19 protein-coding genes are annotated in these 26,051 nt (G+C 41.3%); 12 read left to right on the forward strand and 7 right to left on the reverse strand.

What is annotated here, in order from left to right; translation table 11 throughout:
• Window position 1: 1 nt before the first annotated feature.
• Window positions 2–2,224 carry a PorP/SprF family type IX secretion system membrane protein gene (locus FEK29_RS01610; RefSeq protein ID WP_138256652.1) on the reverse strand — a complete coding sequence of 741 codons (2,223 nt, stop codon included), beginning with the start codon at window positions 2,222–2,224 and terminating at the stop codon, window positions 2–4.
• Between the two features lie 8 nt (window positions 2,225–2,232).
• On the reverse strand, window positions 2,233–4,479 hold the full coding sequence (locus FEK29_RS01615) for a T9SS type B sorting domain-containing protein (protein WP_138256653.1): 2,247 nt from the start codon (window positions 4,477–4,479) through the stop codon (window positions 2,233–2,235).
• 222 nt (window positions 4,480–4,701) lie between these two features.
• Here FEK29_RS01615 and FEK29_RS01620 point away from each other — a divergent pair, with 222 nt between their 5' ends.
• Complete coding sequence (locus FEK29_RS01620) at window positions 4,702–6,390, forward strand: glutamine--tRNA ligase/YqeY domain fusion protein (protein ID WP_138256654.1); 1,689 nt, start codon at window positions 4,702–4,704, stop codon at window positions 6,388–6,390.
• A 152-nt stretch (window positions 6,391–6,542) separates the two neighbouring features.
• Here the strand turns inward: FEK29_RS01620 and FEK29_RS01625 are convergent, their stop codons facing one another.
• Window positions 6,543–7,490, reverse strand: coding sequence for an SPFH domain-containing protein (locus FEK29_RS01625; protein ID WP_138256655.1), 948 nt, complete (start codon window positions 7,488–7,490; stop codon window positions 6,543–6,545).
• Window positions 7,491–7,793: 303 nt separating this feature from the next.
• Here FEK29_RS01625 and FEK29_RS01630 point away from each other — a divergent pair, with 303 nt between their 5' ends.
• The 4 genes from FEK29_RS01630 (at window position 7,794) to FEK29_RS01645 (ending at window position 11,203) form a co-directional block, all read left to right on the forward strand.
• Window positions 7,794–8,309, forward strand: coding sequence for a Cif family virulence factor (locus FEK29_RS01630; protein WP_138256656.1), 516 nt, complete (start codon window positions 7,794–7,796; stop codon window positions 8,307–8,309).
• 76 nt (window positions 8,310–8,385) lie between these two features.
• Window positions 8,386–9,021 carry a DUF1801 domain-containing protein gene (locus FEK29_RS01635; RefSeq protein ID WP_138256657.1) on the forward strand — a complete coding sequence of 212 codons (636 nt, stop codon included), beginning with the start codon at window positions 8,386–8,388 and terminating at the stop codon, window positions 9,019–9,021.
• Between the two features lie 106 nt (window positions 9,022–9,127).
• Complete coding sequence (locus FEK29_RS01640; protein WP_240042635.1) at window positions 9,128–9,841, forward strand: sulfite exporter TauE/SafE family protein; 714 nt, start codon at window positions 9,128–9,130, stop codon at window positions 9,839–9,841.
• Between the two features lie 84 nt (window positions 9,842–9,925).
• Window positions 9,926–11,203 carry an alkaline phosphatase family protein gene (locus FEK29_RS01645; protein WP_138256659.1) on the forward strand — a complete coding sequence of 426 codons (1,278 nt, stop codon included), beginning with the start codon at window positions 9,926–9,928 and terminating at the stop codon, window positions 11,201–11,203.
• Between the two features lie 12 nt (window positions 11,204–11,215).
• Here the strand turns inward: FEK29_RS01645 and gltX are convergent, their stop codons facing one another.
• Window positions 11,216–12,739: a glutamate--tRNA ligase gene (gene gltX / locus FEK29_RS01650; RefSeq protein WP_138256660.1), complete on the reverse strand. Its 1,524-nt coding sequence runs from the start codon at window positions 12,737–12,739 to the stop codon at window positions 11,216–11,218.
• 182 nt (window positions 12,740–12,921) lie between these two features.
• Between gltX and FEK29_RS01655 the strand changes: the two genes are divergently transcribed.
• The 5 genes from FEK29_RS01655 (at window position 12,922) to FEK29_RS01675 (ending at window position 20,280) form a co-directional block, all read left to right on the forward strand.
• Complete coding sequence (locus tag FEK29_RS01655) at window positions 12,922–16,407, forward strand: DUF4175 family protein (RefSeq protein ID WP_138256661.1); 3,486 nt, start codon at window positions 12,922–12,924, stop codon at window positions 16,405–16,407.
• Complete coding sequence (ybeY, locus tag FEK29_RS01660) at window positions 16,400–16,819, forward strand: rRNA maturation RNase YbeY (RefSeq protein ID WP_138256662.1); 420 nt, start codon at window positions 16,400–16,402, stop codon at window positions 16,817–16,819. Before FEK29_RS01655 ends, ybeY begins: the two co-directional genes overlap by 8 nt.
• 5 nt (window positions 16,820–16,824) lie before the next feature.
• Window positions 16,825–18,693 (forward strand): tRNA uridine-5-carboxymethylaminomethyl(34) synthesis enzyme MnmG, encoded by a 1,869-nt coding sequence (mnmG, locus tag FEK29_RS01665; protein WP_138256663.1) that lies wholly within the window; start codon window positions 16,825–16,827, stop codon window positions 18,691–18,693.
• Between the two features lie 47 nt (window positions 18,694–18,740).
• Window positions 18,741–19,571: a class I SAM-dependent methyltransferase gene (locus FEK29_RS01670; protein WP_138256664.1), complete on the forward strand. Its 831-nt coding sequence runs from the start codon at window positions 18,741–18,743 to the stop codon at window positions 19,569–19,571.
• Window positions 19,572–19,773: 202 nt separating this feature from the next.
• A complete protein-coding gene (locus FEK29_RS01675) occupies window positions 19,774–20,280 on the forward strand; it encodes an OmpH family outer membrane protein (RefSeq protein ID WP_138256665.1) in 507 nt (168 codons plus the stop codon).
• 44 nt (window positions 20,281–20,324) lie between these two features.
• On the opposite strand, the gene FEK29_RS01680 is transcribed toward FEK29_RS01675, so the two are convergent.
• The 3 genes from FEK29_RS01680 to rnr all read right to left on the reverse strand — a co-directional run bounded on the left by FEK29_RS01680 (window position 20,325) and on the right by rnr (window position 23,941).
• Window positions 20,325–20,993, reverse strand: coding sequence for a LysE family translocator (locus tag FEK29_RS01680; protein WP_138256666.1), 669 nt, complete (start codon window positions 20,991–20,993; stop codon window positions 20,325–20,327).
• 7 nt (window positions 20,994–21,000) lie between these two features.
• Window positions 21,001–21,678, reverse strand: coding sequence for a head GIN domain-containing protein (locus FEK29_RS01685; protein WP_138256667.1), 678 nt, complete (start codon window positions 21,676–21,678; stop codon window positions 21,001–21,003).
• A 73-nt stretch (window positions 21,679–21,751) separates the two neighbouring features.
• Window positions 21,752–23,941: a ribonuclease R gene (gene rnr / locus FEK29_RS01690; RefSeq protein WP_138256668.1), complete on the reverse strand. Its 2,190-nt coding sequence runs from the start codon at window positions 23,939–23,941 to the stop codon at window positions 21,752–21,754.
• 710 nt (window positions 23,942–24,651) lie between these two features.
• Here rnr and rpiB point away from each other — a divergent pair.
• Window positions 24,652–25,083 (forward strand): ribose 5-phosphate isomerase B, encoded by a 432-nt coding sequence (gene rpiB / locus FEK29_RS01695; protein ID WP_138256669.1) that lies wholly within the window; start codon window positions 24,652–24,654, stop codon window positions 25,081–25,083.
• 12 nt (window positions 25,084–25,095) lie between these two features.
• Window positions 25,096–26,016 (forward strand): cation diffusion facilitator family transporter, encoded by a 921-nt coding sequence (locus FEK29_RS01700; protein WP_138256670.1) that lies wholly within the window; start codon window positions 25,096–25,098, stop codon window positions 26,014–26,016.
• Window positions 26,017–26,051 lie beyond the last annotated feature (35 nt).

Raw genomic sequence — 26,051 nt, forward strand, 5'->3', positions numbered from 1 at the left:
ACTATGCCACTTGCCCGGGGGTAACCCTCATAATCCACATTTTTTCATCATAGGCATCGTTCAATTTAGAATAATAGGATATTAGGGCATTTGTCCAGGAGTCATGTTTTTTTAAGTAAACATACCTCCAATTATTTTTGGGATTGATAAAATAGCTGGCGCTGAGTCCGTAGGAATTTAAAAGCGCCACAAACCTATTGGCGTTTTTTGGATTTGCAAAAACATTGGCGATGATATAGTAACCGGACCCGATACCATCAATTTCGTAGTTTTCAGGTTCCGTACCGTTGGCAGCCAATCTATCCTGTTGTACTACATTTTTACGAAGTACGTCCTTATCGTATTTGGAAGATTTCTCCCTTAACTTGTTTACATTGTTCACATAGGCTTCGTTGGTGTACCTGTTCTCAACGTTCATGATCCAAGTCTTGCCGTCATAGGCTCCGTTGAAATTTGAATCGTGGGCGGCAACTGCTTCCTCAAAAGTGTCATAGCGCTGTAAATACACGTATTTCAATCCATTGTTGGGGTTGTCAATATAATCCGACTTTATTCCTTTGGCATCCAAACTATTCAAGAATTTGTCCAGATACTGACCACCCTTGTAAACATTTGCCACCACATAGTAACCATCGGTTACATTGGGCAGGTCATTGAACTTTCTGCTTTTCACCCGTTCCAGAACCACTGTTTTTTCCTGTTCCTGGTTTACCCTATTTTTCTGTGGAGGGGTATATGCCAGCACGTCTTTTTTGGTTTCTTCCCGACTGATTTCCTGCTTTGGTCGGTTTGTTCTGGACACCTCGGTATTCGCTATGGCATTGGATGTACTTTTCTCTTCTAACGAATTGTTGCTTTTTGTCACATCATCCATGGCTTTTGAAGCGGCATTTACATTGGTGGCCAAGGCGTTTTGGGCCGATGTATTCCGATTGGTATTTTCTGCTGGTTTTATTTCTCGCTCCCGAGTATTTTGTGCCGATGCCAATTTTACATCGGATTCGTCACCCCTGAAGATTTCTTCGGCCCTGCGTTCCAAATCGGGACGTTCGCCATTGGTTTCGTTCCTAACCATTTTCATAACCATATTGAACCTTCGTTCCAGGTCTGCCTGTCTATTAGCCTCCAAGGAATCCTGCCGAAACATCAACTCTTCAATAATGGCATCGTTTTCGGCCAATTTCCTTTTCAGCTCCTCAATCTCATCATTCGTAGCAATGTTCTCCGGTTCTAAATCATTTTTAACCAATTCGTCTTCAAAATCATCTTCCAACATGACCCTATCCTCCGTAAGGTTCGGTGTGAAGGAATAGGCAAAGGAAATTTCATGGGTAAGTCCAAAATTGTCAAAGTTGTTGGACAAGCCTTTTTCCATGGTATACCCCAAAGAAATCCGTTGGTTCAGATTAAACCCTACCCCGGCCGCAGCTCCATAAAAACTATCATAACCACCTTGGATCCAACCTATTTTTGGAAGGTCCAAAATTAAGCTTCCCCCTAAGGTGATGTTATCCTCTTCTCCATCCATTCGAACCCTTGCCAACGGCATCAAACGCCCCGCTTCCAGAATTCCAGAACTATTTTTAAACTGATGGGTATATTGCAGGTGTCCGGAATAGGTTTTCTCACTAAAATCCGTAAGGGATTCACTTGTTTTTAAATTATAATCGAATAGGTTTTCTGCAAAGGCACCAATATCAAAATTTCCGTAGGATAGGTTAAATCCCGGTTGAAAGGATAAGAGGTTCTGGTCCTGGAATCCCGCCAAAAATGGATCTTCCTCTACCGTTGTTGCACGGCCTTCGTCAAAACCACTATTGTAATAGGAAAGATTGGCCCCAAAGGTAAAATTGCTTTTATCGCTCAGTTTTACTCCGTAGGCGTAGTTTGCCAAAACACCATAGTTACTCAATGCCCCCAAACGCTGGGTATACAAACTCAATCCTAAACCGGTACGGTCGCTGATCCTACCACTATAACTCAAGAAATAGTTTTGGTTGTTATCGTCAAATTGTACCGATTGGTTCCTGTGCAATAAATTGATGTACGATTTGTCTTCCCGTACCGTAGAAAATGTTGGGTTTATCAAAAACCGATTGTATTTCAACAGGTTTTGGGAAGGTACCTCGTACCCAAAATAAGGATTGTCTTCCTGCGCTTGGGCCTTAGAAAACCCAAGGGCAAGAAGTACAAATAATAGTAGTATACGTGTTTTAGGTAGCATGTTTGGTTTTAGCGTATTACAGTGATTGTGCCCTGTTTCAGCACCTCGTTGGCATTTCGAATCTTATAATAAAACACCATGTTCTGCTTGGTAAATGCCGTTGAGGTCTGGGGCCAATTATTTTTATAGTCAAACTCATTTAACACCTCTTCTCCTTGGCCATTGTATATGATTACGTTTACATCGGGCCTATTGGAGTAGGAATTGGGTATTACCCATTGGTCATTGATTCCGTCACCGTTTACGGTAATGACATTGGGTACTTTGAACGTATCCAATATGGACACTTCAAACTGCCTCACAATATCACAATTCCCAATACTTGCAATCAGCGTGTACGTTCCTGGTTCGGTAATGGCAGCGCTGTCCGAAGTACTAATTTCCGTGTTGTTGGGATCCATCCATCTATAGGCTGTTCCGCCGGAAGCAGTAATCGTCCTGGTAGTTCCCTCTGGAATGACCATGTTACCGGCCGGCTCCAAACTGATTAGGTTTTCGTCCAAAGGAGATATCGTAACTTCATTAGAAATCAATTCACATCCGTCACGATTCAAAACCAAACGGTATGTTCCCGTTGCGCTAACATTTAGGTTCGTATTCGTAGTGCTTATCATACTCCCGTCCAATTGCCATTCAAACGATTCAGTGGCCAAATCCAAGGAAGCACTCAAGGTTATCAAATCACTAGCGCTACAATAGACCGTGCCTGTACTACTAATAGTAACTGTATCACCGGTCAATAATTGCACGGCTAAGGCATTTGATGTTTCGTTGTATGTATCGATAGTTGCGTTCACTGTATAACTTCCATTTTCCAAATTGGAGGCGATGCTGATGGAATTCCCTGTCTGACCGGATATGGTAGACCCGTCCTTTTGCCACTGATAGGCAAAGGCATTCCTAAGATCTTCCGTGACGTCTGTTTTTGTTCCATCCGAAGCAACCGCATTAATCGTCGCGACCTCCAGCACTATACTTGTAGAAACACAGGAAGTATAATTTCCTGCATAATCCAATACCAATTCAAAAGACGCCGGTGTAACCACCACCGTAGTTTCCGAGTTTTTGCTAGTGCTGCCGCAACTTCCCCCTGTTTCGGTAACCTGGGCATAGTAGTTGCCTCCCTCGGTAACGTTCAATGTGCTGGTAGTTTCACCCGCGATCTCACCGCCGTTTTTAAACCATTTGTAGGTTGGTGAACTTGCATCGGTAACGACGGATAAGGTCTGAGGTATCGTTGGAAGCAAGACCACGTTTTCCGGGTTGACCCTAGTAATTGAATATGAGCCCGGATTGCTCATCGTAACAGGAGCGGAACGCTCGGTACAGATACCTGTCCCTGAAATCTCAACCGCATAATCCCCTTCAAATCCCGCAACACCTCCATTAACGGTATAGGTAGTTCCGATGGCGCCCATAATGGCAACATCGTTCTTATACCACTGATAGCTCCAAGCCGCATCGGTTTGGTCAATGGACAATATTTCGGAATCCGTTGGACAGAGTATCGTTTTGCTTGGTGGATTAATTGCAATACCAGAACCTGTACCACCAATGGTAACATCCACAATGTTGGAATCCGTATTTCCGGAACCCGTACAATTGGGGCCATAATCCACATAGGCGTTGTACATACCACTTTGGGAAACGGTCAAGGTATGGCCAGTTTCTCCTGTAAGTAAGGTTCCGCTTCTATACCAAATATACTGGTAGGTTTCAGGATTCGGAATATTATCTACCTGAAGTGTAATTGGCCCTGTAGCACAAACACTTCCCGGGGGTACACCGTCCCCAAGTTCGCTAATGTTCAGGTTGTTGGTGATGTCCATGTAGAACATGTTGTAAGCAGGGGATTCTGTTCCAATCTTTACCGGATCGGTACTTCGAACCCGCATTTTATAGTTAAGACCTCGAGTGTCCGTAGGAATGGAAAAACTTACATCAAAGTCGTTCACGGTATTTTTATCCGTTACCGTAACCAATTCAGTAGGTGCTGAAAAGCTGCCGCTGGCATCTGATAGTTCCAAGATGAACTCGTTGCCGGCATTGGCCGTGCCTGCCCAAGTAACGTTCACAAAGTATTCGTTAAAGCCCCCATTACCTGCGCAGATATACCCCCAAACGGAATTACCGGCAAGATTGGGATTGTCCGCAGGTTCAGGTGCATTGATGATAATGGCCTGGGCAGAAAGCTGTAGGAAACCCAAGAACACAAGGAGGGTGGTCAAGTAGTAAGATTTGTAATTTTGTTTCATAGTGATGTGTGGTTTTGTGCCCCAAATGATAGTGATGTTGTAGGTCAAACACTTTAAACCTTTGGTACTCAAAACAAATATGACACAAATAACGCGCGTAGGGTATTTATTGTTGTAGGCCGATTCATTTTTGTTGTGAAACGCATTTTGTACAAGGTGAACCTTTTTTAATCTTAGGTTTTGCGGCAATTTTGCTACTTTTGTAGCTTGAAAAAATACAACATGAGCGAGACATCGAAGTCTTTGAATTTTATTGAACAGATCATAGAGGAAGATCTGGAAAATGGTTACTCCAAGAGCGATTTACGCTTTCGGTTTCCTCCCGAACCCAATGGCTACCTACACATAGGCCACGCGAGTTCCATTTGTCTAAATTTTGGTTTAGGCCTTCGGTATCAATCCCCTGTAAACCTTAGGTTTGACGATACCAATCCGGCCAAGGAGGAGCAAGAGTTCGTAGACGCCATCAAAAAGGATGTTTCCTGGCTTGGTTTTGAATGGGATACCGAACGGTATGCTTCCGATTATTTCCAGCAGTTGTATGATTGGGCGGTTCAGCTCATCAAGGATGGCAAGGCCTATGTGGACAGTCAGACTTCCGAAGAAATGGCGGTGCAAAAGGGCACCCCAACACAACCCGGAACAAATAGTCCCTTTCGAAACAGAAGCGTTGCCGAAAACCTATCCCTGTTTGAAGAGATGAAAAGCGGGGCACACAAGGAAGGTTCGCATGTGCTGAGGGCGAAAATCGATATGGCCCATACCAATATGCTTATGCGGGATCCAATCATGTACAGAATCCTGCACAGAGCGCACCACAGAACGAATACCGATTGGTGTATTTATCCCATGTATGACTGGACGCATGGTGAAAGCGACTACATAGAGCAAGTTTCCCATTCCCTTTGCACCTTGGAATTTTTGCCCCATAGAGAGCTATATGATTGGTTTTTGGACCAAGTGTACGATCCCAAAATGTTACGACCAAAACAGCGTGAATTCGCCAGAAGAAACCTAAGCCATACTGTAGTAAGTAAGCGAAAGCTAGCACAATTGGTCGCCGAAAAAGTAGTCACAGGATGGGACGACCCCAGAATGCCTACCATCTCCGGGATGCGAAGAAGGGGGTATACGCCTGAGTCCATCCGAAATTTTGCCGATACCATAGGAATCGCAAAAAGGGACAATCTAATCGATGTTTCCCTCTTGGAATTCCATGTACGCGAAGACCTAAACAGAACGACCCCCAGGGTCATGGGTGTTCTAGACCCCTTAAAGGTGGTCATCACCAATTATCCAGAGGGCCCCGAAGAATGGCTGGAGGCAGAAAACAGTCCGGAGGACGAATCGTTAGGCTTTAGGCAAGTTCCTTTTTCAAGGGAATTATATATTGAGAAGGACGACTTTAAGGAGGAGGCCAACAAAAAGTTTTTCCGCTTGAAGTTGGGCGGCGAAGTGCGCTTGAAAAACGCCTATATTATAAAGGCCGAAAGTTGCACCAAAGATACCGATGGGAATATTGTTGAGGTGCAATGTACGTATGACCCCAAAAGCAAAAGTGGAAGCGCCAACCCAGAAAGCCTAAGAAAGGTCAAGGGAACCTTGCATTGGGTGTCCATACCGCATGCCGTTCCGTCTGAAATACGATTGTATGACCGCTTGTTTACGCATGAAAGTCCAGATACCCAAAAGGACAAGGATTTTATGGATTTTATAAATCCAAATTCCCTAGAGGTCATTACGGGATTTGTGGAGCCAAGTTTGAAAGAGGCGAAGATTGGTGATCGCTTTCAGTTTCAGCGTATGGGTTATTTTTGTGTGGACAAAGATTCTACTGAAGAAGAACTTGTGTTTAATAGGACTGTTGGGCTTCGGGATTCTTGGGCCAAGATCCAGCAGAAAGCGGAGTAAATCAACCACACACAAACACGTAAGAATTAAAAATTCCAAATCCAGTGCACCAATAATTCCAATACTGGTCCAAAGCGTGTATGAATAAGATTAAATCAAGTGGTATATTTAAATTAAAAGGCGCGGTGATTAATCTACCGCGCCTTTTAGATTTACTCTTTTGCTCTGCCCTTATCAATAGTCTTGGTGTCCTTACTTTTTTTCATCTGCTCCCCGATCATATTACTGGCCGTAAAGGAAGCGACCATGTTGTTCAACATATCGCTACCGGCTTGAGGCGAATTGGGCAATAATATCAAATTGGTATTCGTTTCTTCCCCGATGCTTTGCAATGTGTCGTAATGTTGAGTCACCACAATCAAAGCGGAGGCTTCTTGGGAGTTGATGCCCACCTTGTTCAACACCTCCACAGATTCCTCTAGACCCCGTGCAATTTCACGTCGCTGGTCTGCAATACCCTGCCCTTGTAATCGCTTGCTCTCCGCTTCTGCCTTGGCCTTTTCAACGATAAGGATTCGGGCGGCATCACCCTCAAATTGGGCTGCGATTTTTTCCCGTTCGGAAGCGTTGATTCGGTTCATGGCTGCTTTCACCTGTGGGTCTGGGTCAATATCCGTTACCAAAGTCTTTATGATGTCAAATCCATATTCAAGCATGGCGTCGTTAAGTTCTGCCTTTACCGCAAGTGCTATATCGTCCTTTTTTACAAAGACATCGTCCAGTTTCATTTTGGGCACTTCGGCACGTACCACATCAAAAACATAGGAAGTTATCTGTTCATGCGGGTAATCCAATTTGTAGAACGCGTCATAGACCTTGTCCTTGATGACCATGTATTGCACGGAAACCTTTAGCCGTACAAAAACGTCGTCCAAGGTTTTCGTTTCTATGATAACGTCCAATTGCTGGATTTTTAAGCTCAATCTTCCGGCAATGCGCTGCACGAAGGGTATTTTAAATTGTAACCCAGAATGCCTGATGCTGCTAAACCTTCCAAAGGTTTCAATAACTGCGGCCGTTTGTTGTTTTACGATAAAAGCTAGAGAAAATAGTACCAGCCCAATAATTATTACAATCGGTATTAAAATAAAGTTTCCCATGATTCCCTGTTTAAAGTTAATTTGGATGAATGTACGAAATCGTATCTTTTTATGAGTACCCTTAGTGTTCGTTTTGTTACAAATTTCATTCGGCAGTACTTTTTTGCGCAGCCTTGCTTTCATCGCTTTATAGACCAGTTCCCATAAAAGACATGGGGAGAACCTTAAAAAATACCCTTCGTTTTATAATTGTGGTGCGTTTTGTTTCTGGACCGGTTACACGGAAATCCTAGCGGTTTGTAAAGTATTCTATTCATATCATTCTTGTTTTCTTATCTTATTAAGTATTTAAAAACCGACAAAATGAAAAATTGCCCGTTCCAAGCCCCACTCGCTGCGTTCCTTCTTCTGTTGACCACCGTTTTTATTCTCTTAGGGTCTTGTAAGGACAGTACTTCAGCTATTGCGGAAACGGATCAAGCCGTTCCTAAAATCGATGTACAAGCCGAGCTTGATAAGATCGAGGATATGCGGGATTCCTTTCAAAAGACCGTACGAGAAAAGCGCTATGGCGATCTAGGAAGTTTCGTGACCAAGGACCTTATTTCCATAGGGCCGGGGAGTGAAGATTGGAACGCCTATAGAAAACTTAGGGAACAACACGGTAACAAGTTCCGTTATGACAGTATCATCATGAGCCCAAAGGAAACCGTCATCCTATCCGATACCATGGCCTATGATTTTGGGGTTAGCCGAACTTTTTACACGGATGAAACCGGTACCGTTCATGAAATGGGCGATACCTTTCTGGTACTTCTGAAAAAGGTTAACGGAGAATGGAAATTGTACCGGGAATTGGCGTCTTCGCAGGTAGAGTAATCTAAATTTTGTACTTTCAATACGGTTTGCAACGGAAACCAGAACTATTTGTACATGCCTTTAAGCCATTAATATTTTGGATAACAACGTTTCTGAATTTATTTCAAAACAAGAAAAATGGTCCCATGAACTTCAATTATTACGGGAAATGGTGCTTTCCTGTGGTCTTGAAGAAACCTTTAAGTGGCGTGCACCCTGCTATACCATTAAGGGCAAAAATGTAGTTATTCTGGGTGCGTTCAAGGACTTTTGTTGTTTGAGTTTTTTCAAGGGTGTGCTCCTCAAAGATTCCGAAGGTATTTTGAAACAACAAGGCGAAAACACGCAATCCGGAAGAATAGTCCCATTTACCGATACGGCCGAAATCCATCGGTTAAAACCCGTTATAAAAGCCTATGTTTTTGAGGCGATCGAAGTTGAAAAGTCGGGACAGAAGGTCGAATTCAACACCCCCGACGAACTGGAGCTTCCCGACGAATTGGAAGTCGCCTTTCAACAGGATGCCGAATTCCAAAATGCCTTTCAAAGCCTCACACCCGGTAGGCAAAAGGGATATATGTTGTTCTTTTCAGGCGCAAAGCAATCGGCCACCAGAACTTCCAGAATCGAAAAATACCGTTCACGCATCTTTGATGGTAAGGGCCTGCACGATTGTGTTTGCGGCCATTCCAAAAAAATGCCTTCCTGTGATGGGTCACATAAGTATCTTTGAGAAAAAGTTGTTTCGCTTCTTATTAGATATTCTACATAATCCATTAAATTGTAGGCTTTTGTAGGAACTCGCAGTCTTAGTCGTGAATAAATTAAACTATCTCTTTTTGCTCCTCACCCTAGTCGCCGAAATTGTGGGCACCATTGGTGGCTTTGGGTCTTCCGTCTTTTTTGTGCCCATGGGCAATTTCTTTTTCGATTTTCATTTTGTGCTGGGGCTCACGGCCCTGTTCCATTTGTTCAGTAACGTTAGTAAAATCGTGCTGTTCAAAAAGGGACTGGACAAAAAACTGCTGATAAACATAGGGGTTCCATCGGTAATCTTTGTCATTATTGGTGGCTACATGACCAAAATAGTGGATAGTTTCATCTTGGAAATTGTACTCGCCCTGTTCCTGGTTGGTTTGAGCCTTTTGTTTCTGGTCAAAAAGGATTTGGTAATCAATCCGAATAGGAAAAATGCCATTACCGGTGGTGTTCTATCCGGATTTTCGGCCGGGCTATTGGGAACCGGGGGGGCCATCAGAGGGCTTACCATGGCGGCTTTCAATCTGGAGAAAAGTGTCTTTATAGCGACCTCTGCATTTATTGATTTTTTTATCGATTTTACAAGAACCTTTGTCTACTTCAACAATGGGTACATTCAAAAGGAACATCTCATATACCTGCCTTTCTTGTTGGTCATTGGGATATCGGGCACGTATTTGGGAAAACGTATTCTTCATTTTATAGAACAGGATAAGTTCAAGACCATTTCCTTGCTCTTAATCTTGTTGATAGGTGTGGTTACCTTGGTGAACGTTTTGGTCAAAACGAACTAATCGTTAAAAACAAAAACATTTTTCTTTTTGTCCCGCTTTGCGGATGGACTATTTTAGGCGACGCATATCTTTAATCTTGCACGAATGTCCCAATTAAAACGGATTCTGAGCATCCTGCTTTGCCTTGGCTTTTTATTGTTGTCGGCTTGTAAAAGCGGTTCAAAAACTATATCGGCACCAACGGAAAATTCCAGTTCATCCGTGGAACGGCCCTATGTGGTCCTGGTTTCCCTGGATGGTTTTCGGTGGGACTATGTGGAACGATTTCGCCCTCCGTTCTTACATAAATTCATAGAAAATGGTGTCAAGGCCTCTTCGTTGATTCCATCATTTCCCACAAAGACCTTCCCAAACCATTATACCATAGCCACCGGGATGTACCCCGATAAGCACGGGCTGCTTGGAAATTCCTTTTACAGCCATAAAAAGGACAAAACGTACCGCATTGGTAAACGGGAATTTGTGGAAGACGGGTCGTTTTATAACGGCACACCGCTTTGGGTACAGGCGGCAAAATCAGGAATGGTTTCCGCCAGCTATTTTTTTGTGGGTTCGGAAGCCAATATACAAGGTATCTGGCCTACCTACTACAAAAAGTACGATGCGTCCATAAAAAACGAGGAGCGGGTATCCCAAGTGCTTGATTGGCTCTCCTTGCCCGATGCCCAACGGCCCCATTTGATCACGATGTATTTTTCCGATATGGACGATGTGGGCCATTCGTTTGGACCCAATGCCGATGATGAACTGGAACCTGTCTTGATGGCCTTGGATTTAAACCTACGAAAGCTTTATGAAGGCATTCAAGCAACGGGTCTGCCCGTGGACCTGATCATTGTGTCCGACCATGGTATGGCGGAAGTGACCAAAGAGCGATACATTCCAATAGAGCCAATTGTAAACGATTCCCTATACACGGTGGTGGATAACGGGGCCATTGGCAATCTTCATCTGAAAGACCCCAACAATCTTGAAAATATACTAGCGGATCTGAGCCAGAAAGAAAACCATTTTAAGGTATACAAAACAACGGAAACCCCGGGGTTTGAATATGTTCCCAAAAATCCCGATTGGGGAGAAATTCAGGTTGTGCCCAATTTTGGCTATTATTTTGCGAAACGGGAAAAAATAGACAACGTCATTTCCAAATCCAAAACGTCCTTTGGAGTACATGGCTACGACCCAGCACATAAGGAAATGCACGGGATATTCTATGCGCAAGGCCCTAGTTTTAAAAGCGGATTGGAAATCGCTTCTTTTAAGAACATTCACATATACCCTTTGGTATGCAAAATCCTTGGTTTGCCCGTTCCTAAAGATATAAACGGAAACCTAACTGCAGTTCAGGAGGTTCTGAAATAGCTTAAAAATAGGCTAGGCGAGTGCCGAAATCGCCTTGTTTATCCGCTCCATGCTTTCTTCTTTGCCGATCAACGCCATGATGTCGAAAATATGCGGGCCTTTCATGTCCCCAACCAAAACCAGGCGTAACGGAGGCATCACCTTTCCAAAGGATAGTTCCTTTTCAGAAATCCATTTTTTCACCTCCAATTCCACATTCTCTGAAGAAAAATCGGCTATGCCATTCATAAAACTTGCCAAGTTTTGCATGATTTCTTGGGTGTCGTTCTTCCATTGCTTTTTAACCGCCTTTTCATCGTAGTTGGTAGGCGCAACGAAAAAGTAATCGCCCAATTCCCAGAAATCCGAAACAAACGTGGCGCGATCCTTGATCAGGGAAACTACTTTCTGGACATAATCATTGGTTGTTGATGTGATTCCCTTTTCTTTTAAATGTAATAGAAAGGCTTCGGCCAATGTTGCATCGTCTTTTTGATGCATATACTGCTGATTATACCATTTGGTTTTGTCCGGGTCGAACCGTGCTCCCGATTTGTTCACCCTTTCCAAGGAGAAGGAATCCACCAATTCTTCCAACGTAAACAACTCCTGTTCCGTTCCTGGGTTCCAGCCCAGTAAGACCAAAAAATTCACCACGGCTTCCGGAAAATAGCCTGCCTCCCTGTATCCCACAGATTCGTTCCAAGACAGCGGAAAAACGGGAAAACCTCCCTTCTCACCATCCCGCTTGCTCAATTTGCCCTTTCCAACAGGTTTCATGATGAGAGGCAAATGCGCAAATTGAGGTGCCTTCCAACCAAAAGCATCGTACAATTGTTGGTGCAGCGCCAAAGAGGGTAGCCATTCCTCGCCCCGTATCACATGGCTGATTTCCATGAGATGGTCGTCCACAATATTGGCCAAATGGTAGGTAGGCATCCCATCGCTTTTAAAAAGCACCTTATCGTCAAGGGTGTTTGTGTCGATTTCTATATCACCACGGATGATGTCCGTCAAATGTAGTTTCTCATCGGGCGGGGTCAAAAAGCGTATGACGTAGTCTTCCCCGGCATCTATTCTTCTTTGTACGTCTTCGGGCATCATGGAGAGGGAATTGTCCAATTTGAGTCGGTTATGCCAATTGTAGATGAAGGTCTTGCCTTTTTCCTCATGGTCCTTTCGGTGAAAATCCAACTTCTCGGCCGTATCAAAGGCATAATAGGCCATGCCCTTTTCAATGAGGTCCTGGGCGAATTTTTTGTATAAATGTTTACGTTCGCTCTGCCTGTATGGACCATATTTCCCAAAGGTATTGCCCTTGGCGGTTGGGGAAGACGGTCCCTCGTCAAAAGGAATGCCGCACCAGTTCAGCGAATCTACAATATATTGCTCCGCACCTTCTACGAACCTGTTCTGGTCCGTGTCCTCAATACGGAGGATAAAATCGCCTTTGTGTTTTTTGGCAAACAGGTAATTGAACAAAGCGGTCCTAACCCCGCCTATATGCAAAGGTCCCGTGGGACTTGGCGCAAATCGTACTCTAACTTTCTGTGTCATTTGACAAAGGTATAAAAAGGGATGCTGAAGGGAAAGGGCTCATTTTGATGGTGGAAATAATTTTATGGAGGCTTCCCGTTCTCGATTTAGTATCGTTAAGTCTCGGATTAAGTGCCTTTTAACATATTTTTTCTGTCCTTAAAAACCAAAAGGGTATATCTTGGTATAAAAATCCTTTGCCATTGCAGTTTTACGATCTCATATTAGGAAAATTAAACGATTTCATTAAAGCCCATTATACCCAAAAATTGATCAAGGGGGTTATCCTCTTTTTTGCTTTTGGGCTGCTGTTTTTTTTAGCGGTAGTAGGTGTTGAGTTTGCCCTGTGGTTGAATTCGACCTGGCGGCTCGCCTTGTTTCTTATCTTTTTGGCCGTAGAGCTTTTCCTTTTATACCGATATATTGGAATTCCCCTGTTCTATCTTTTCAAACTAAAAAAGGGCATCGCGCCAAAGGACGCCTCCCTCATGATCGGAAAACATTTCCCGGAAGTGGGCGACAAATTGTACAACCTTTTGGATTTGGCCGATAATACGGAAAAATCCGAACTTTTGTTGGCAAGTATCGAACAGCGTTCTGAACAACTGAAAACGATTCCCTTTCAAAGGGCCATTAACACCAAGGAACCTTTGAAATATGTAAAGTTTGCCCTGTTGCCCTTGTTGATTATTGGGCTGTTGTGGATTTCAGGCAATTGGAGTTCCTTTTTTGGAAGTTATTCCCGTGTAGTCAATTACAATATGGCCTATGAACCTCCCGCGCCTTTTAGGTTCGAATTGTTGAATACACAATTACAGGTCATAGAAAGTATGCCCTTCACCTTCCAAGTGGCAACGGAAGGCTCGCTAAAACCGGAAAATGTGTATGTTGTTTTTCAAGGCAAGGAAATCCTGTTACAGGAGGAAAATGGGGTATTTCAGTATACCTTGTCGCCGCCCATCACATCGGGGCGATTCATGTTCAAAGGTAGTGGAATACAATCCAGGGAATATGATTTGGTAGCCTTGAAGGCGCCGGCCATATCGGATTTTAACATGCGATTGGAGTATCCTGCATACATCAATAAACTTCCAGAGGTCATAAAAAGTACCGGAACCGCCATAATACCCGAAGGAACCAAAATAACCTGGGAGATTAAAGGCCAGGACACCGAGGAAATTAAACTGGTTGCAAAGGATACTTCTTTGCTGTTTAACAATAACGGGGACGATTTCAGCCTTTCCAAAAGAATCTATGCGAATTGGGACTATCAATTGGCCACATCCAATGCCAACATACGGGAATATGAGACCCTAAATTATTCCTTTCAGGTGATCAAGGATGCGTATCCAACGGTGAAAGTGGAGCAGGTCTTGGACTCCCTTGAACCGAATATCTCCTACTACTCCGGGGAGGCCACGGATGATTATGGACTTAGAAAGATTGAACTGGTCTACTATGAACAAGGAAGCGAGCAAGAGGAGAACATTCTTGAGCTGAGCGGACCACAATCCAGTTTTCATCCATTCTACTATACGTTCCCCTCTGGGCTGAATTTGGAGAAGGGCAAGAAATATGCATTCTATTTTAAGGTTACGGACAATGATGCCATCCATGGTGGAAAATCGGTTAAAAGCACTGTGTTCTCCCAAGAAATTTTAGACGATAACCAACTGAAAAACAAAGAGTTGGAGTCTCAACAGTCACTGATTAACAACTTGGACAAATCCTTGGAAAAGGCGGCCGAGCAGCGTGACAACCTAAAGGAAATCAACGCTTTACAGAAAGAAAAAAACCGATTGGATTTTAATGACCAACGTCAGGTATCCGATTTTTTGGAAAAACAGGAGCGACAGGAGCAATTGATGGAGAAATTTAGCCGGGAACTAAAGGAAAATCTGGAAAAAGGGGCGAAGGAAGATAAATTGAACCAGTTATTGCAGGAGCGTTTGGAGCGGCAGGAAATGGAGGCCAAGAAGAACCAAAAACTTCTGGAAGAACTCAATAAGATTGCGGATAAAATCAACAAAGAGGAATTGACACAACGTTTGGAGGAACTGGGCAAAAAACAGCAAAACTCCGAGCGTAGCCTTGAACAATTGGTGGAGCTGACAAAACGCTACTACGTTACCGAAAAGGCCGCACAATTGGCAAGCGATTTGGAAAAACTTTCAGAAAGACAGCAGGCGCTTGCCGAAGAAGAAATTGCCAAGGAATCCCCAAAACAGGAACAGGAAATATTGAACGAGGAATTTGATAGAATCGCAAAAGAATTCGACGAACTGAAAAAGGACAATGCCGATCTGAAAAAACCAATAGAACTCAAAATCGACAAGGCGAAGGAATCGGGAATCCAAGAAAACCAAAATAAGGCGTTGGAGGAAATTCAAAACCACGAAGAGTCGAAAGAAAAGTCGGATAACGAAGGCATGGAACAAAGTGCCAATAAAACCAAGCTAAATCAAAAATCGGCTGCACAAAAAATGAAGGAAATGAGTGAAGAGCTCGGACAGTCGTCCATGAGTGGGTCTTCCGGCAGTGATTCCGTGGCAGAGGATGCTGAAATGCTGCGCCAGATTTTGGACAACCTCATCATTTTCTCGTTCAAACAGGAAAGTCTCTATGATAAACTGAGCGAACAGGACAGGGAAGATATTTCCCATTATTCCGAAACTGTTCGTAGCCAAAACGAGCTACGCAGTCTTTTTGAACATGTGGATGATAGTTTGTTTGCGCTTTCGTTGCGCCAAGCAGAGCTTTCGGAATTTGTGAACGAGCAAATTACAGAGGTCTATTACAACATTGACAAGTCCTTGGAAAGCGTCGCGGAAGGACAAATATACCAAGGAGTATCCTATCAGAAATACGTGCTTACAGCATCGAACAGTCTCGCTGATTTTTTGGCACATGTGCTTGAAAACATGCAGCAAAGCATGCAAATGGGCCAGGGAAGCGGTCAAAGCCAGGGAGGATTTCAGCTTCCGGACATCATTAAACAACAACAGTCCCTTGGGGAAAAAATGGGGGAGTCTGGTAGCCAGGGTCAATCAGGACAGGAAGGGAATCAACAGGGTAATCAAGGTAAGGAAGGAAACCAAGGAGGAGAACAGGGCAATCAGGGACAAAATGGAGAGCAAGGAGAACAAGGGAATAATGGAAAGGAGGGAAGTGGGCAAGGAGAAGGTGGTCAGTCCGGGGAGGGTGAAAACGGTACCAATGGGCAAAACCAAGGGTCCGGAAATTCTCAAGGCAACGGTGGTTTGAGCGAAAGCGAGCTAAAGGAAATCTATGAAATTTATCAGGAGCAACAACGCATCAAACAAGAATTGGAACGCCAGTTGGAAAACCTCATTTATGAAGGCGATCGCATATTGGGGGAAAAACTTATTCGCCAAATGGAAGATTTTCAGAACGATCTTCTCGAAAATGGTATTACGCAACGTACTCTAAGCAAAGCCAACACCATACAATACGAATTGTTGAAACTAGAAAACGCTTCTTTAAAACAAGGAAAAAAAACAGAGCGGGAAAGTAACAGCAACAAAAAGGACTTCACCAATCCCATAACCACCAAACCCTCATTACTAGATAATTATCGTAACGAGATAGAAATTTTAAATAGACAAGCCTTACCTTTGCGCCAAAATTTTCAAAACAAGGTAAAAGAGTATTTCAAGGGCAATGATTGAATTTCATTTTGAGACGGAATTTAGACTTTCCAATACAGAAAAATACAGGAACTGGGTTTCAAAGATTGTTACGACTGAAGGGTATTCTATAGGCGACCTTAATTATATTTTTTGCGACGACAGCTATTTGTTGGAAATCAATCAAAAATATTTACGGCACGACACCCTTACCGATATTATAACCTTTGATTATACCACGGGGAAAACCATGTCGGCAGATATATACATATCTACAGAACGTGTCCAGGAAAATGCTGTAAGCTACCAAGTAACTTTTGAAAACGAACTTTTACGTGTAATGTCCCATGGTATACTTCATTTAGCCGGATACAAGGACAAGAAAGAGGAGCACAAAAAAGAAATGCGCTTAAAAGAAGAGGAAAAAATAAAAATGTTCCACGTGGAACAGTAGAAATTATGTTTGGAGAAATTTACGACGTTATTGTAGTAGGAGGAGGCCATGCAGGAGCAGAGGCAACTGCCGCGGCGGCGAATATGGGTTCAAAAACACTCCTAGTTACCATGAACCTACAAACAATTGGACAAATGTCCTGCAACCCTGCCATGGGCGGAATCGCCAAAGGCCAAATTGTTCGAGAAATAGATGCTTTGGGAGGTTATTCCGGAATTATAACGGATAAATCGGCCATTCAATTTAAAATGTTGAACAAATCCAAAGGTCCGGCCATGTGGAGTCCTCGGGCCCAAAGCGACAGGATGCGGTTTGCAGAAGAATGGCGCCTAGCACTTGAAAGAACACCCAATGTCGACTTTTATCAAGAAATGGTTACAGGACTCCTTCTAGAAAAAAACAAAGTAGTTGGCGTTAAAACATCCCTTGGTATCGAAATAAGGGGAAAATCCGTCATACTTACCAATGGTACGTTTTTAAACGGATTGATCCATATTGGGGAAAAACAGTTTGGAGGTGGAAGGGCCGGAGAAAAGGCTGCAACAGGCATTACCGAGCAATTGGTAGATTTGGGATTTGACAGCGGGCGCATGAAGACCGGTACCCCTCCAAGAGTAGATGGAAGGTCCTTGGACTATTCAAAAATGATTCCCCAACCCGGTGACGACAAACCCGAAAAGTTCTCCTATTTAAACACACCTGTATTAAAAAAACAAAGAGACTGTCACATGACCCATACCAGTGCCCTAGTTCACGACTTGCTACGTGAAGGTTTTGATAGATCTCCCATGTTCAATGGAAGGATAAAGAGTATTGGCCCGAGATACTGTCCGTCCATAGAGGATAAGATAAATAGATTTGCCGATAAGGAATCACATCAAATGTTTATAGAGCCTGAAGGATGGGACACTGTTGAAATATATGTAAATGGATTTTCAACCTCATTACCGGAAGATGTACAATTTAAAGCATTACGGTCCGTCAAAGGTTTTGAAAATGTCAAATTCTTCCGTCCAGGTTATGCCATAGAATATGATTATTTTCCACCAACGCAATTAAAGCACACCTTGGAAACAAAATTGATAGAGAACCTTTATTTTGCAGGTCAGATCAATGGCACCACAGGGTATGAGGAAGCTGCCTCGCAAGGCCTAATGGCAGGTATCAATGCACATTTGAAAATAAACGAAAAAGACACTTTTACACTACAACGCGATGAGGCGTACATAGGGGTGTTGATAGACGACCTTATCACAAAAGGAACGGAAGAACCTTATAGAATGTTCACTTCGCGAGCAGAATACAGGACCTTATTAAGACAAGATAATGCCGATTTAAGACTGACCCCTAAAGGATATGAATTAGGATTGGCAAAAGAAGATAGGTTAAAAAGAATGGAAGAAAAACTAGAGAAATCGGAAGCTTTTGTTAGTTTTTTTAAAAATACCAGTGTACTACCAGAACAAATGAATCCCATTCTTGAGGAGGTGCAATCGGCTCCAATAAAACAATCAGATAAAATGTTCAAATTGTTCTCACGACCAAAAGTAACCATGCAACATATGCTTACACTGGAATCTGTGTCAGAATTTGTTAGTTCTAATAACTTGGACAATGAAGTACTCGAACAGGCAGAAATTCAAGTTAAGTACTCGGGTTATATTGAAAAGGAAAAAGTAAATGCCGATAAACTAAACCGACTTGAATCTGTAAAAATTCCTGATAATTTTGATTATAAGAAATTAAAATCCTTATCCTTTGAAGCCCGGGAAAAACTATCAGCCATAAAACCAGTCACTATATCACAAGCATCCAGAATCAGTGGTGTTACACCGAGTGATATTAGTGTTCTATTAGTATACCTTGGTAGGTAAAGTCCAATTGTTCCACGTGGAACGATCCATAAAATCCTTAAAAATATATGTCAAGATATCTCACCACAAAGGATTACTTTAATACCCAGGAGGAATTTCATTTAGAATACATAACCGAACTGGATATGCTCCAAACATATCCAGTACCCAAAAATCTAGATACTTATTACGACCATCCAGACTATATTTCACATACTGATCAAAAGAAAAATATAATAGATAAAATCTATCAATTTATAAAACATTATAGTTTAAATAAAAAAGTTGGTTTAATCGAAAAACTAAGCACTACTGAAAAAACAATCCTAGATATTGGAGCAGGTACAGGTGACTTTTTAAAATCCGCCAAAAAAAATGGTTGGAAAATCTACGGGGTAGAACCAAACCAGCAAGCAAGACTAAAAGCACTCACAAAAGAAGTAACCCTAAAGGAATCACTAGCGGATATACCAGAGGAAAAATTTGATGTTATCACATTATGGCATGTACTTGAACATCTTCCGGATTTAGAAAACGAAATAAACAATATTCAAAAAAAAGTAAAACAGAATGGATACTTAGTAATAGCGGTACCAAATTACAAATCCTATGACGCCAAACACTACAAACAATTCTGGGCAGCATACGACACTCCAAGACATTTATGGCACTTCTCCAAGGAATCAATAAAAAGACTTTTTAAACCATACAAACTGAAACTAGTTCAAACAAAACCAATGCTTTTCGATTCCTTTTATGTGTCCCTACTTTCCGAAAAGTACAAAAGCGGTAATAATAATTATTTAATGGCTTTTTTAATAGGATTGGTATCAAACATCAAAGGTTTACTAAGTAAAGAATATTCTTCCCATATATATATTCTTAAAAAAGCTAAATAACTAAATAGCGATTCGCACAAGGAGAAATAAAAGTAAATAAGGATTATACCATACCCTATATTAAAAAAGGTCTTAAAATAGCTTAAAATGTGGTGTATACAATAATATAAACCAATAAAAAGTAAGATTTTCATAAGAAATAACTATACTCAATATATTAACAAAGCTTTCTTACTTTTGCCACAAATTAATAAAAACAAAAATGAAAAAATTAATCCTTGGAATAACACTCCTTACCATCCTTTCCTGTACACAAGAAAAAATTGCGTTTGTAGACAACGTAAAACTTATGAATGAATATCAAGAAAAAATTGATATAGAAACAAAATACAAAGAAAAAGCAGAAGCTCTTGGTAAAAAGCGTGATAGTATATCCCAAAAATTTCAAGCAGAAGCTACGGAATTTCAAACAAGAGCCCAAAGCATGACACAAAACGCTGCACAACAAGAATATGCCCAATTTCAACAAAGAGGTCAACAAATGGGACAACAACTCCAAATGGAAGACCAACAATTACAAATTCAGGGACAAACAGAAATGGATAGCATTGTTTCCAAAGTAAAAAAGGAAATACAGGCTTATGGTAAAGCAAATGGTTACAGCTATATACTAGGAGGCGGAGAAGGGGGTAGTGTTCTCTATGGAAAAGAAACCCATGACATCACAACTGAAATCATAACCATCCTAAATAACAAGTACAAAAAATAATTCATTAGAAAACCAATTAAAAAGGCCACTAATATGTGGCCTTTTTAATAGCTAATATTCTCTATCCTTGATTCAATATTAAATCTATCGTTTGGAAGGAAACCCTTTATTATCAATACGATTCCGCAAACAATAAGTATAATTCCAATACCTTTCTTGATCAAGCGAATACGAGTACCCGTTAATTTCCTTTTTAACTGCTTGGCCAACAAAATTTTAAATAAATCCGTAATAAAATAGGAAAGTATCATTGTGGTAAAAAATACTCTAATTCGGGAAGGTTCATTATCCAAGCTTGGTCCCACGATTATTATAACTCCCAACCAAAATACAAGTACACCAATATTTATAAAATTTAAAAGAAAGCCTTTCACAATGAGACCTAGATAGTCACTTCGCTTAGATTTAATCGGAATTTTCGAACTATTCCTTGAACCGTGTTTAAAAAAAATAGTTATCCCATATACCAAAAGGATAACACCGCCAAAAACGTAAAGACCTGGTTGATTGCTTAGATTCTCAAGCAATTGGTAACTACTGAAATAGGCTATGGTGATGAAAAGAATGTCCGCTACTATTACTCCCAAATCGAATACCAGAGCAGCACGAAAGCCCTTGATGGCACTTGTCTCAAGCAGTACAAAGAATACAGGTCCAATCATAAAGCTTAAAATAAAGCCCAATGGAATAGCTGCCTGTATATCTTCCCACATATAAATATTACATCCTTTTTATACTTCCACCAAAAACAGTCTTCTCTTCTAATTTAGGTGGATTCCCATATACGAGTACTTCGCCGCCAGCCTTCACAGCAGCCTTAACATAATCGCTCGCATAAATTTCTGCTCTAGAACCTGCATTCACATTGACAGTAGAGAATTTGGTCTTAAGAGCTTTACCTTCGTAAACGCCTCCTGTGTTAATTTGAACATCCTGCAAATTTGCAACACCTGTTGCTTTGACAATACCTCCTGAAACCGATTTTATCAAAAGTTGCTCCACCTCTGTTGAAACATTCACCTCTCCTCCTTCTTGGGACTTCAATTCCAAAACATCCTGAACAATCGTACCCTCTGAAATAATCCTAGCATCCTCGTTGACATCGATGACCATAATATCTTCTGTGTAATACAAATCGACAAAAGTCTTATAACCACTAAAGAACTTGGTAATCTGCATGCGAATCTTCAGAATACCATCATTATTTACAATAGCTACTTTCTCCGTATTCTCACCTGAAATAACGGCCTTGTTTTCAGAAGACCGAATAAGCTTAATAGAAATCCCGTCAAAACCCTTCACCTCGGCGAACTTACCCAGGCCAACAGATACCTTGCTATCCTGTGCCCCTAAGGCGTTACCCAGAAAAATACTTAAGATTAAAATTAAGTGCTTCATTTTTAAGGTTTCATACCCGATAAACGGAAATTGATTTTAAGCAATTCCATGAAACAAAATTCATTCCAAAAAGCTATCCATTCTTCCCTAATAAAGAAAAATCCAAGTGTCTCTTAATCAAATCGGTACTCTTTACCATAACAACGACCTCGTCTCCCAATTGATACATTTTCTTGGTCCGTTCTCCAATTATGGCATATTGCTTCTCATCAAAGATATAATAATCTCCTTTTATGTCCCTGATGCGCACCATACCTTCACATTTGTTCTCGATAATCTCCACATAAATTCCCCACTCCGTCACACCACTGATGACACCTAAAAATTCTTGGTCCTTATGGTCTTCCATGAACTTGATCTGCATGTACTTTATGGAATCCCTTTCTGCATTGGCCGCCAGTGCCTCCATATCGGAAGAATGTTTACACTTCTGCTCATATATATCGGCCTTAACCGTATTCCCTCCATCCAAATAATGCTGCAATAAGCGGTGCACCATAACATCCGGATATCTTCTGATAGGTGAGGTAAAATGGGTATAATAATCAAAGGCCAATCCGTAATGTCCTATATTATCAACCGTATAAACCGCTTTACTCATGCTACGAATAGCAAGTGTATCGACTAAATTCTGCTCCTTTTGACCTTTTACATCTTCCAATAATTGGTTCAACGACGCACTAATGGATTTCTTATCCTTAAAATTTAGCTTATGACCAAACCTGGAGATAATACCGTTCAACGCAATCAGCTTGTCCTCATCCGGGTCATCATGTACCCTATACACAAATGTTTTCTTGGGTTTCTGTTTTCCAATGAACTCCGCTACCTTTCTATTTGCCAATAACATAAATTCCTCAATGAGTTTATTGGCATCCTTGGCTTCCTTAAAATATACCCCAATAGGTTCATTATTTTCATTCAAATTAAAGCGAACCTCTACCTTATCAAAAGAAATGGCCCCTTGTTTCATGCGCTTCTTTCGCATGATCCTTGCCAGTTTGTCCATGGTCAACGTAGCCTTAACCACATCCTCACCAACCTGATAGGCCTTACCACGAATTGACACATGTTCTGGAATGTGTCCTGAACCGCTTTCAATAATATGTTGGGCTTCCTCGTACGCAAAACGTTCGTTCGAATTGATTACGGTACGGCCAAACCATTGATTTTTGATAACAGCAGTATTATCCAATTCAAAAATTGCAGAAAACGTATATTTTTCCTCATTGGGACGCAACGAACAGGCATTATTAGAGAGCACCTCAGGCAACATAGGCACCACGCGATCCACCAAGTAGACCGAAGTGGCCCTATCATATGCCTCATCATCAAGAATAGTATCCACCTCCAGGTAATGAGAAACATCGGCTATATGAATCCCAATTTCATAGTTCCCGTTTTCCAAAACGGTAAAAGAAAGTGCGTCATCAAAATCTTTGGCATCCTTAGGGTCTATCGTAAAGGTCAATACGTCTCGCATATCCCTTCGTTTGGCAATCTCCTCTTTTTTGATGGTAGTATCCAGTCCATCGGCAAAACGTTGTACCTCTATAGGAAATTCATAGGGTAGCCCGTATTCCGCCAAGATGGAATGTATTTCCGTATTGTGCTCACCGGGAATCCCCAAAATTTCGGTAATCTTACCATAGGGAGAATCCACACCATCAGGCCAATCCAAAAGTTCCACAATTACCTTCTCCCCATCCTTGGATCCATTAAGATTTTCTTTGGTAATGAAGATATCCGTATACATTCTAAAATCGGAGGGACGCACAAAGGCAAAGGTTTTTTGCATGTCCACCACACCTACAAAGGTGCTTTTATGACGCTCCAAAACACGAACGATCTCACCTTCCAGTTTTTTGCTTTTCTTCCTTGGATAGATATACACTTCCACCACATCTTTATGAAAAGCCTTGTTCAACTTATTAAAAGGGACAAAAACATCGTCGTCCATCCCTTCCACAACAATATAGGCGTTCCCTCGTCCGGTTACATCCACGGTGCCGGTATGATAGGTCTTAACATCTTCCAATACTTGATAACTACCCCTAGCAACTTCCCGAATGCGTTTTTTTTCCTTTAATTGGGCTAATCTCTGAATCAATGTATTCCTATCATGGGCATCGGTAATTCCTATTTTTGCGGCAATTTGTTTGTAGTTGAAACTTTTGCTTGGTTCATTCTCCAAAACAGTAAAAATCCCTTTGGTAATTTCGTTCTTCCTGTGATTTCTACTCTTCTTATTTTTTTTCGACATTAAAGTTTCTGTTTGTTGGAAAATTACGAATTATAATCCACTAGCACGTGTTATATCACAATCATAGTTGTTATCAACATTAAGTATATAATTATCTTTTTCTTTAATCTTTTAAAAATAAAATGATGATTATGATAGGGTGTTAATAAGGGGTAAAACTATTTTTAAAAATACTTGACTTTATTAGATACGAATAGTTATTGACATATAATGAGTACTCAAGAAATCTAAAAATCAGGCTATTAAAAAAGTTATTAAAATGAGTTTATAACCCATTTCAACATTCATTTTTTGATAAGTTAATGTAAATTTAATGTTAATTACAAGACGGATAGTTTTGAAAAACGGGGAATACTTTCTAATAGTTTTTTTCGCGTTTTCTTAGGAATGATTGTATTGTGCATTATTAAAATTCCATACAAATTTTAATTTGCTTTTTTTTCAACAACTTATGAGTGTCTAAATTGTGAAATATACACACGAATGAACACCCTTCTGACAATTTTTGAAAATCTATGTTGTAAACGGATCATTTTTTGTGGTCACCATGTGGAAGTTGTACCTTTAGAAGCGTTTTAACGTTCCCCCAACGCTTAAAAACATATAAGACTTACACGCGAAACCCTCATCTAGGGATTTTTTATGGTAAGTTAAATACCTCTTCCAAGGTAAATTTTTAAAAATCAAGCTATTAACCTAATTATAAACACATGAAAATAGCTATAGGAAACGACCATGCAGGTACCGATTATAAACTTGCCGTCATAGGTCTACTGCGTTCGATGGATATTGAAGTCGTCAATTTTGGAACAGATGGTTCCGATAGCGTAGATTATCCAGATTTCGTACATCCGGTCGCCCAAGAGGTGGAAGATGGCAACGTGGATTATGGAATTATTATCTGCGGTAGTGGCAACGGGGCTTCCATGACCGCGAACAAACATCAAAAGGTCAGGGCCGCGTTGTGCTGGAACAAGGAAATTGTGGAATTGGCCAGGGAACACAATAATGCGAACGTCTTAAGCCTACCTGCACGGTATATAGCCTTACAACAAGCGTTGGAAATGGTGGAAGTTTTTCTAAAAACGCCTTTCGCCGGTGGTCGTCACGAACGAAGGATCGAAAAGATTCCTTGTATTTAGTAGCTTACTTTTATGGGCCACGGTCACCATCATCACGCACACGGACATTCCCATCCAAAGGTGGAAGGCAGGAACCTCATAATTTCAATTTTACTGAATATTCTCATTACCGCTTCACAAGTGGTAGGGGGAATTATATCGGGAAGTCTTGCTTTATTATCCGATGCGCTGCACAACTTTAGTGATGTATTATCGCTCATCGTTAGTTATATAGCGAACGTTCTTTCCAAAAAAAAAGCATCGACCACGAAGACATTTGGCTATAAAAGGGCCGAAATCATTGCCGCTTTTGTAAATTCCGCCACATTGATCGTTGTTGCGGTTCTGTTGATAAAGGAAGCTATCGAGCGATTTATAAATCCGGAAGAAGTGGAATCCAGTCTGGTCATTTGGCTGTCTTTGTTGGGTATCGCCGCCAATGGTTTCAGTGTGCTGCTCATAAAAAAGGATTCGGATAAAAATATGAACATGAAATCCGCCTATTTGCATTTGCTTACGGATATGTTGGCTTCCGTAGCGGTGCTAATCGGTGGTCTGTTGATGAAGTTCTACGAAATCTATTGGGTGGACCCATTGTTGACATTTATCATCGCTGTGTATCTCATATTTATGGGCTTTGACCTTTTAAAGGATTCTACCCGGGTATTGATGCTGTTCACGCCCAACACCATACAGGTACAGCATATTGTTGATACCATATTGAAAATTAAACCTGTAAAAAATGTGCACCACGTGCATATTTGGCAGTTGAACGAAGATGAAGTGCATTTGGAAGCCCATATCGATTTTTTGGAGGATATAAAATTATCGGAGTTCGACACGATTCTTGAGGAGATAGAGGAAGAACTCTACCATACCCACGGCATCAACCATATCAACATCCAACCAGAATTTGGTAAATGCGATTCGAAACATGTAATCGTTCAGGATTGACTCGATAATTTGGGATATTGGCATTGTCAATGTGT

Source organism: Maribacter aurantiacus (assembly GCF_005780245.1).
Lineage (GTDB): Bacteria > Bacteroidota > Bacteroidia > Flavobacteriales > Flavobacteriaceae > Maribacter > Maribacter flavus.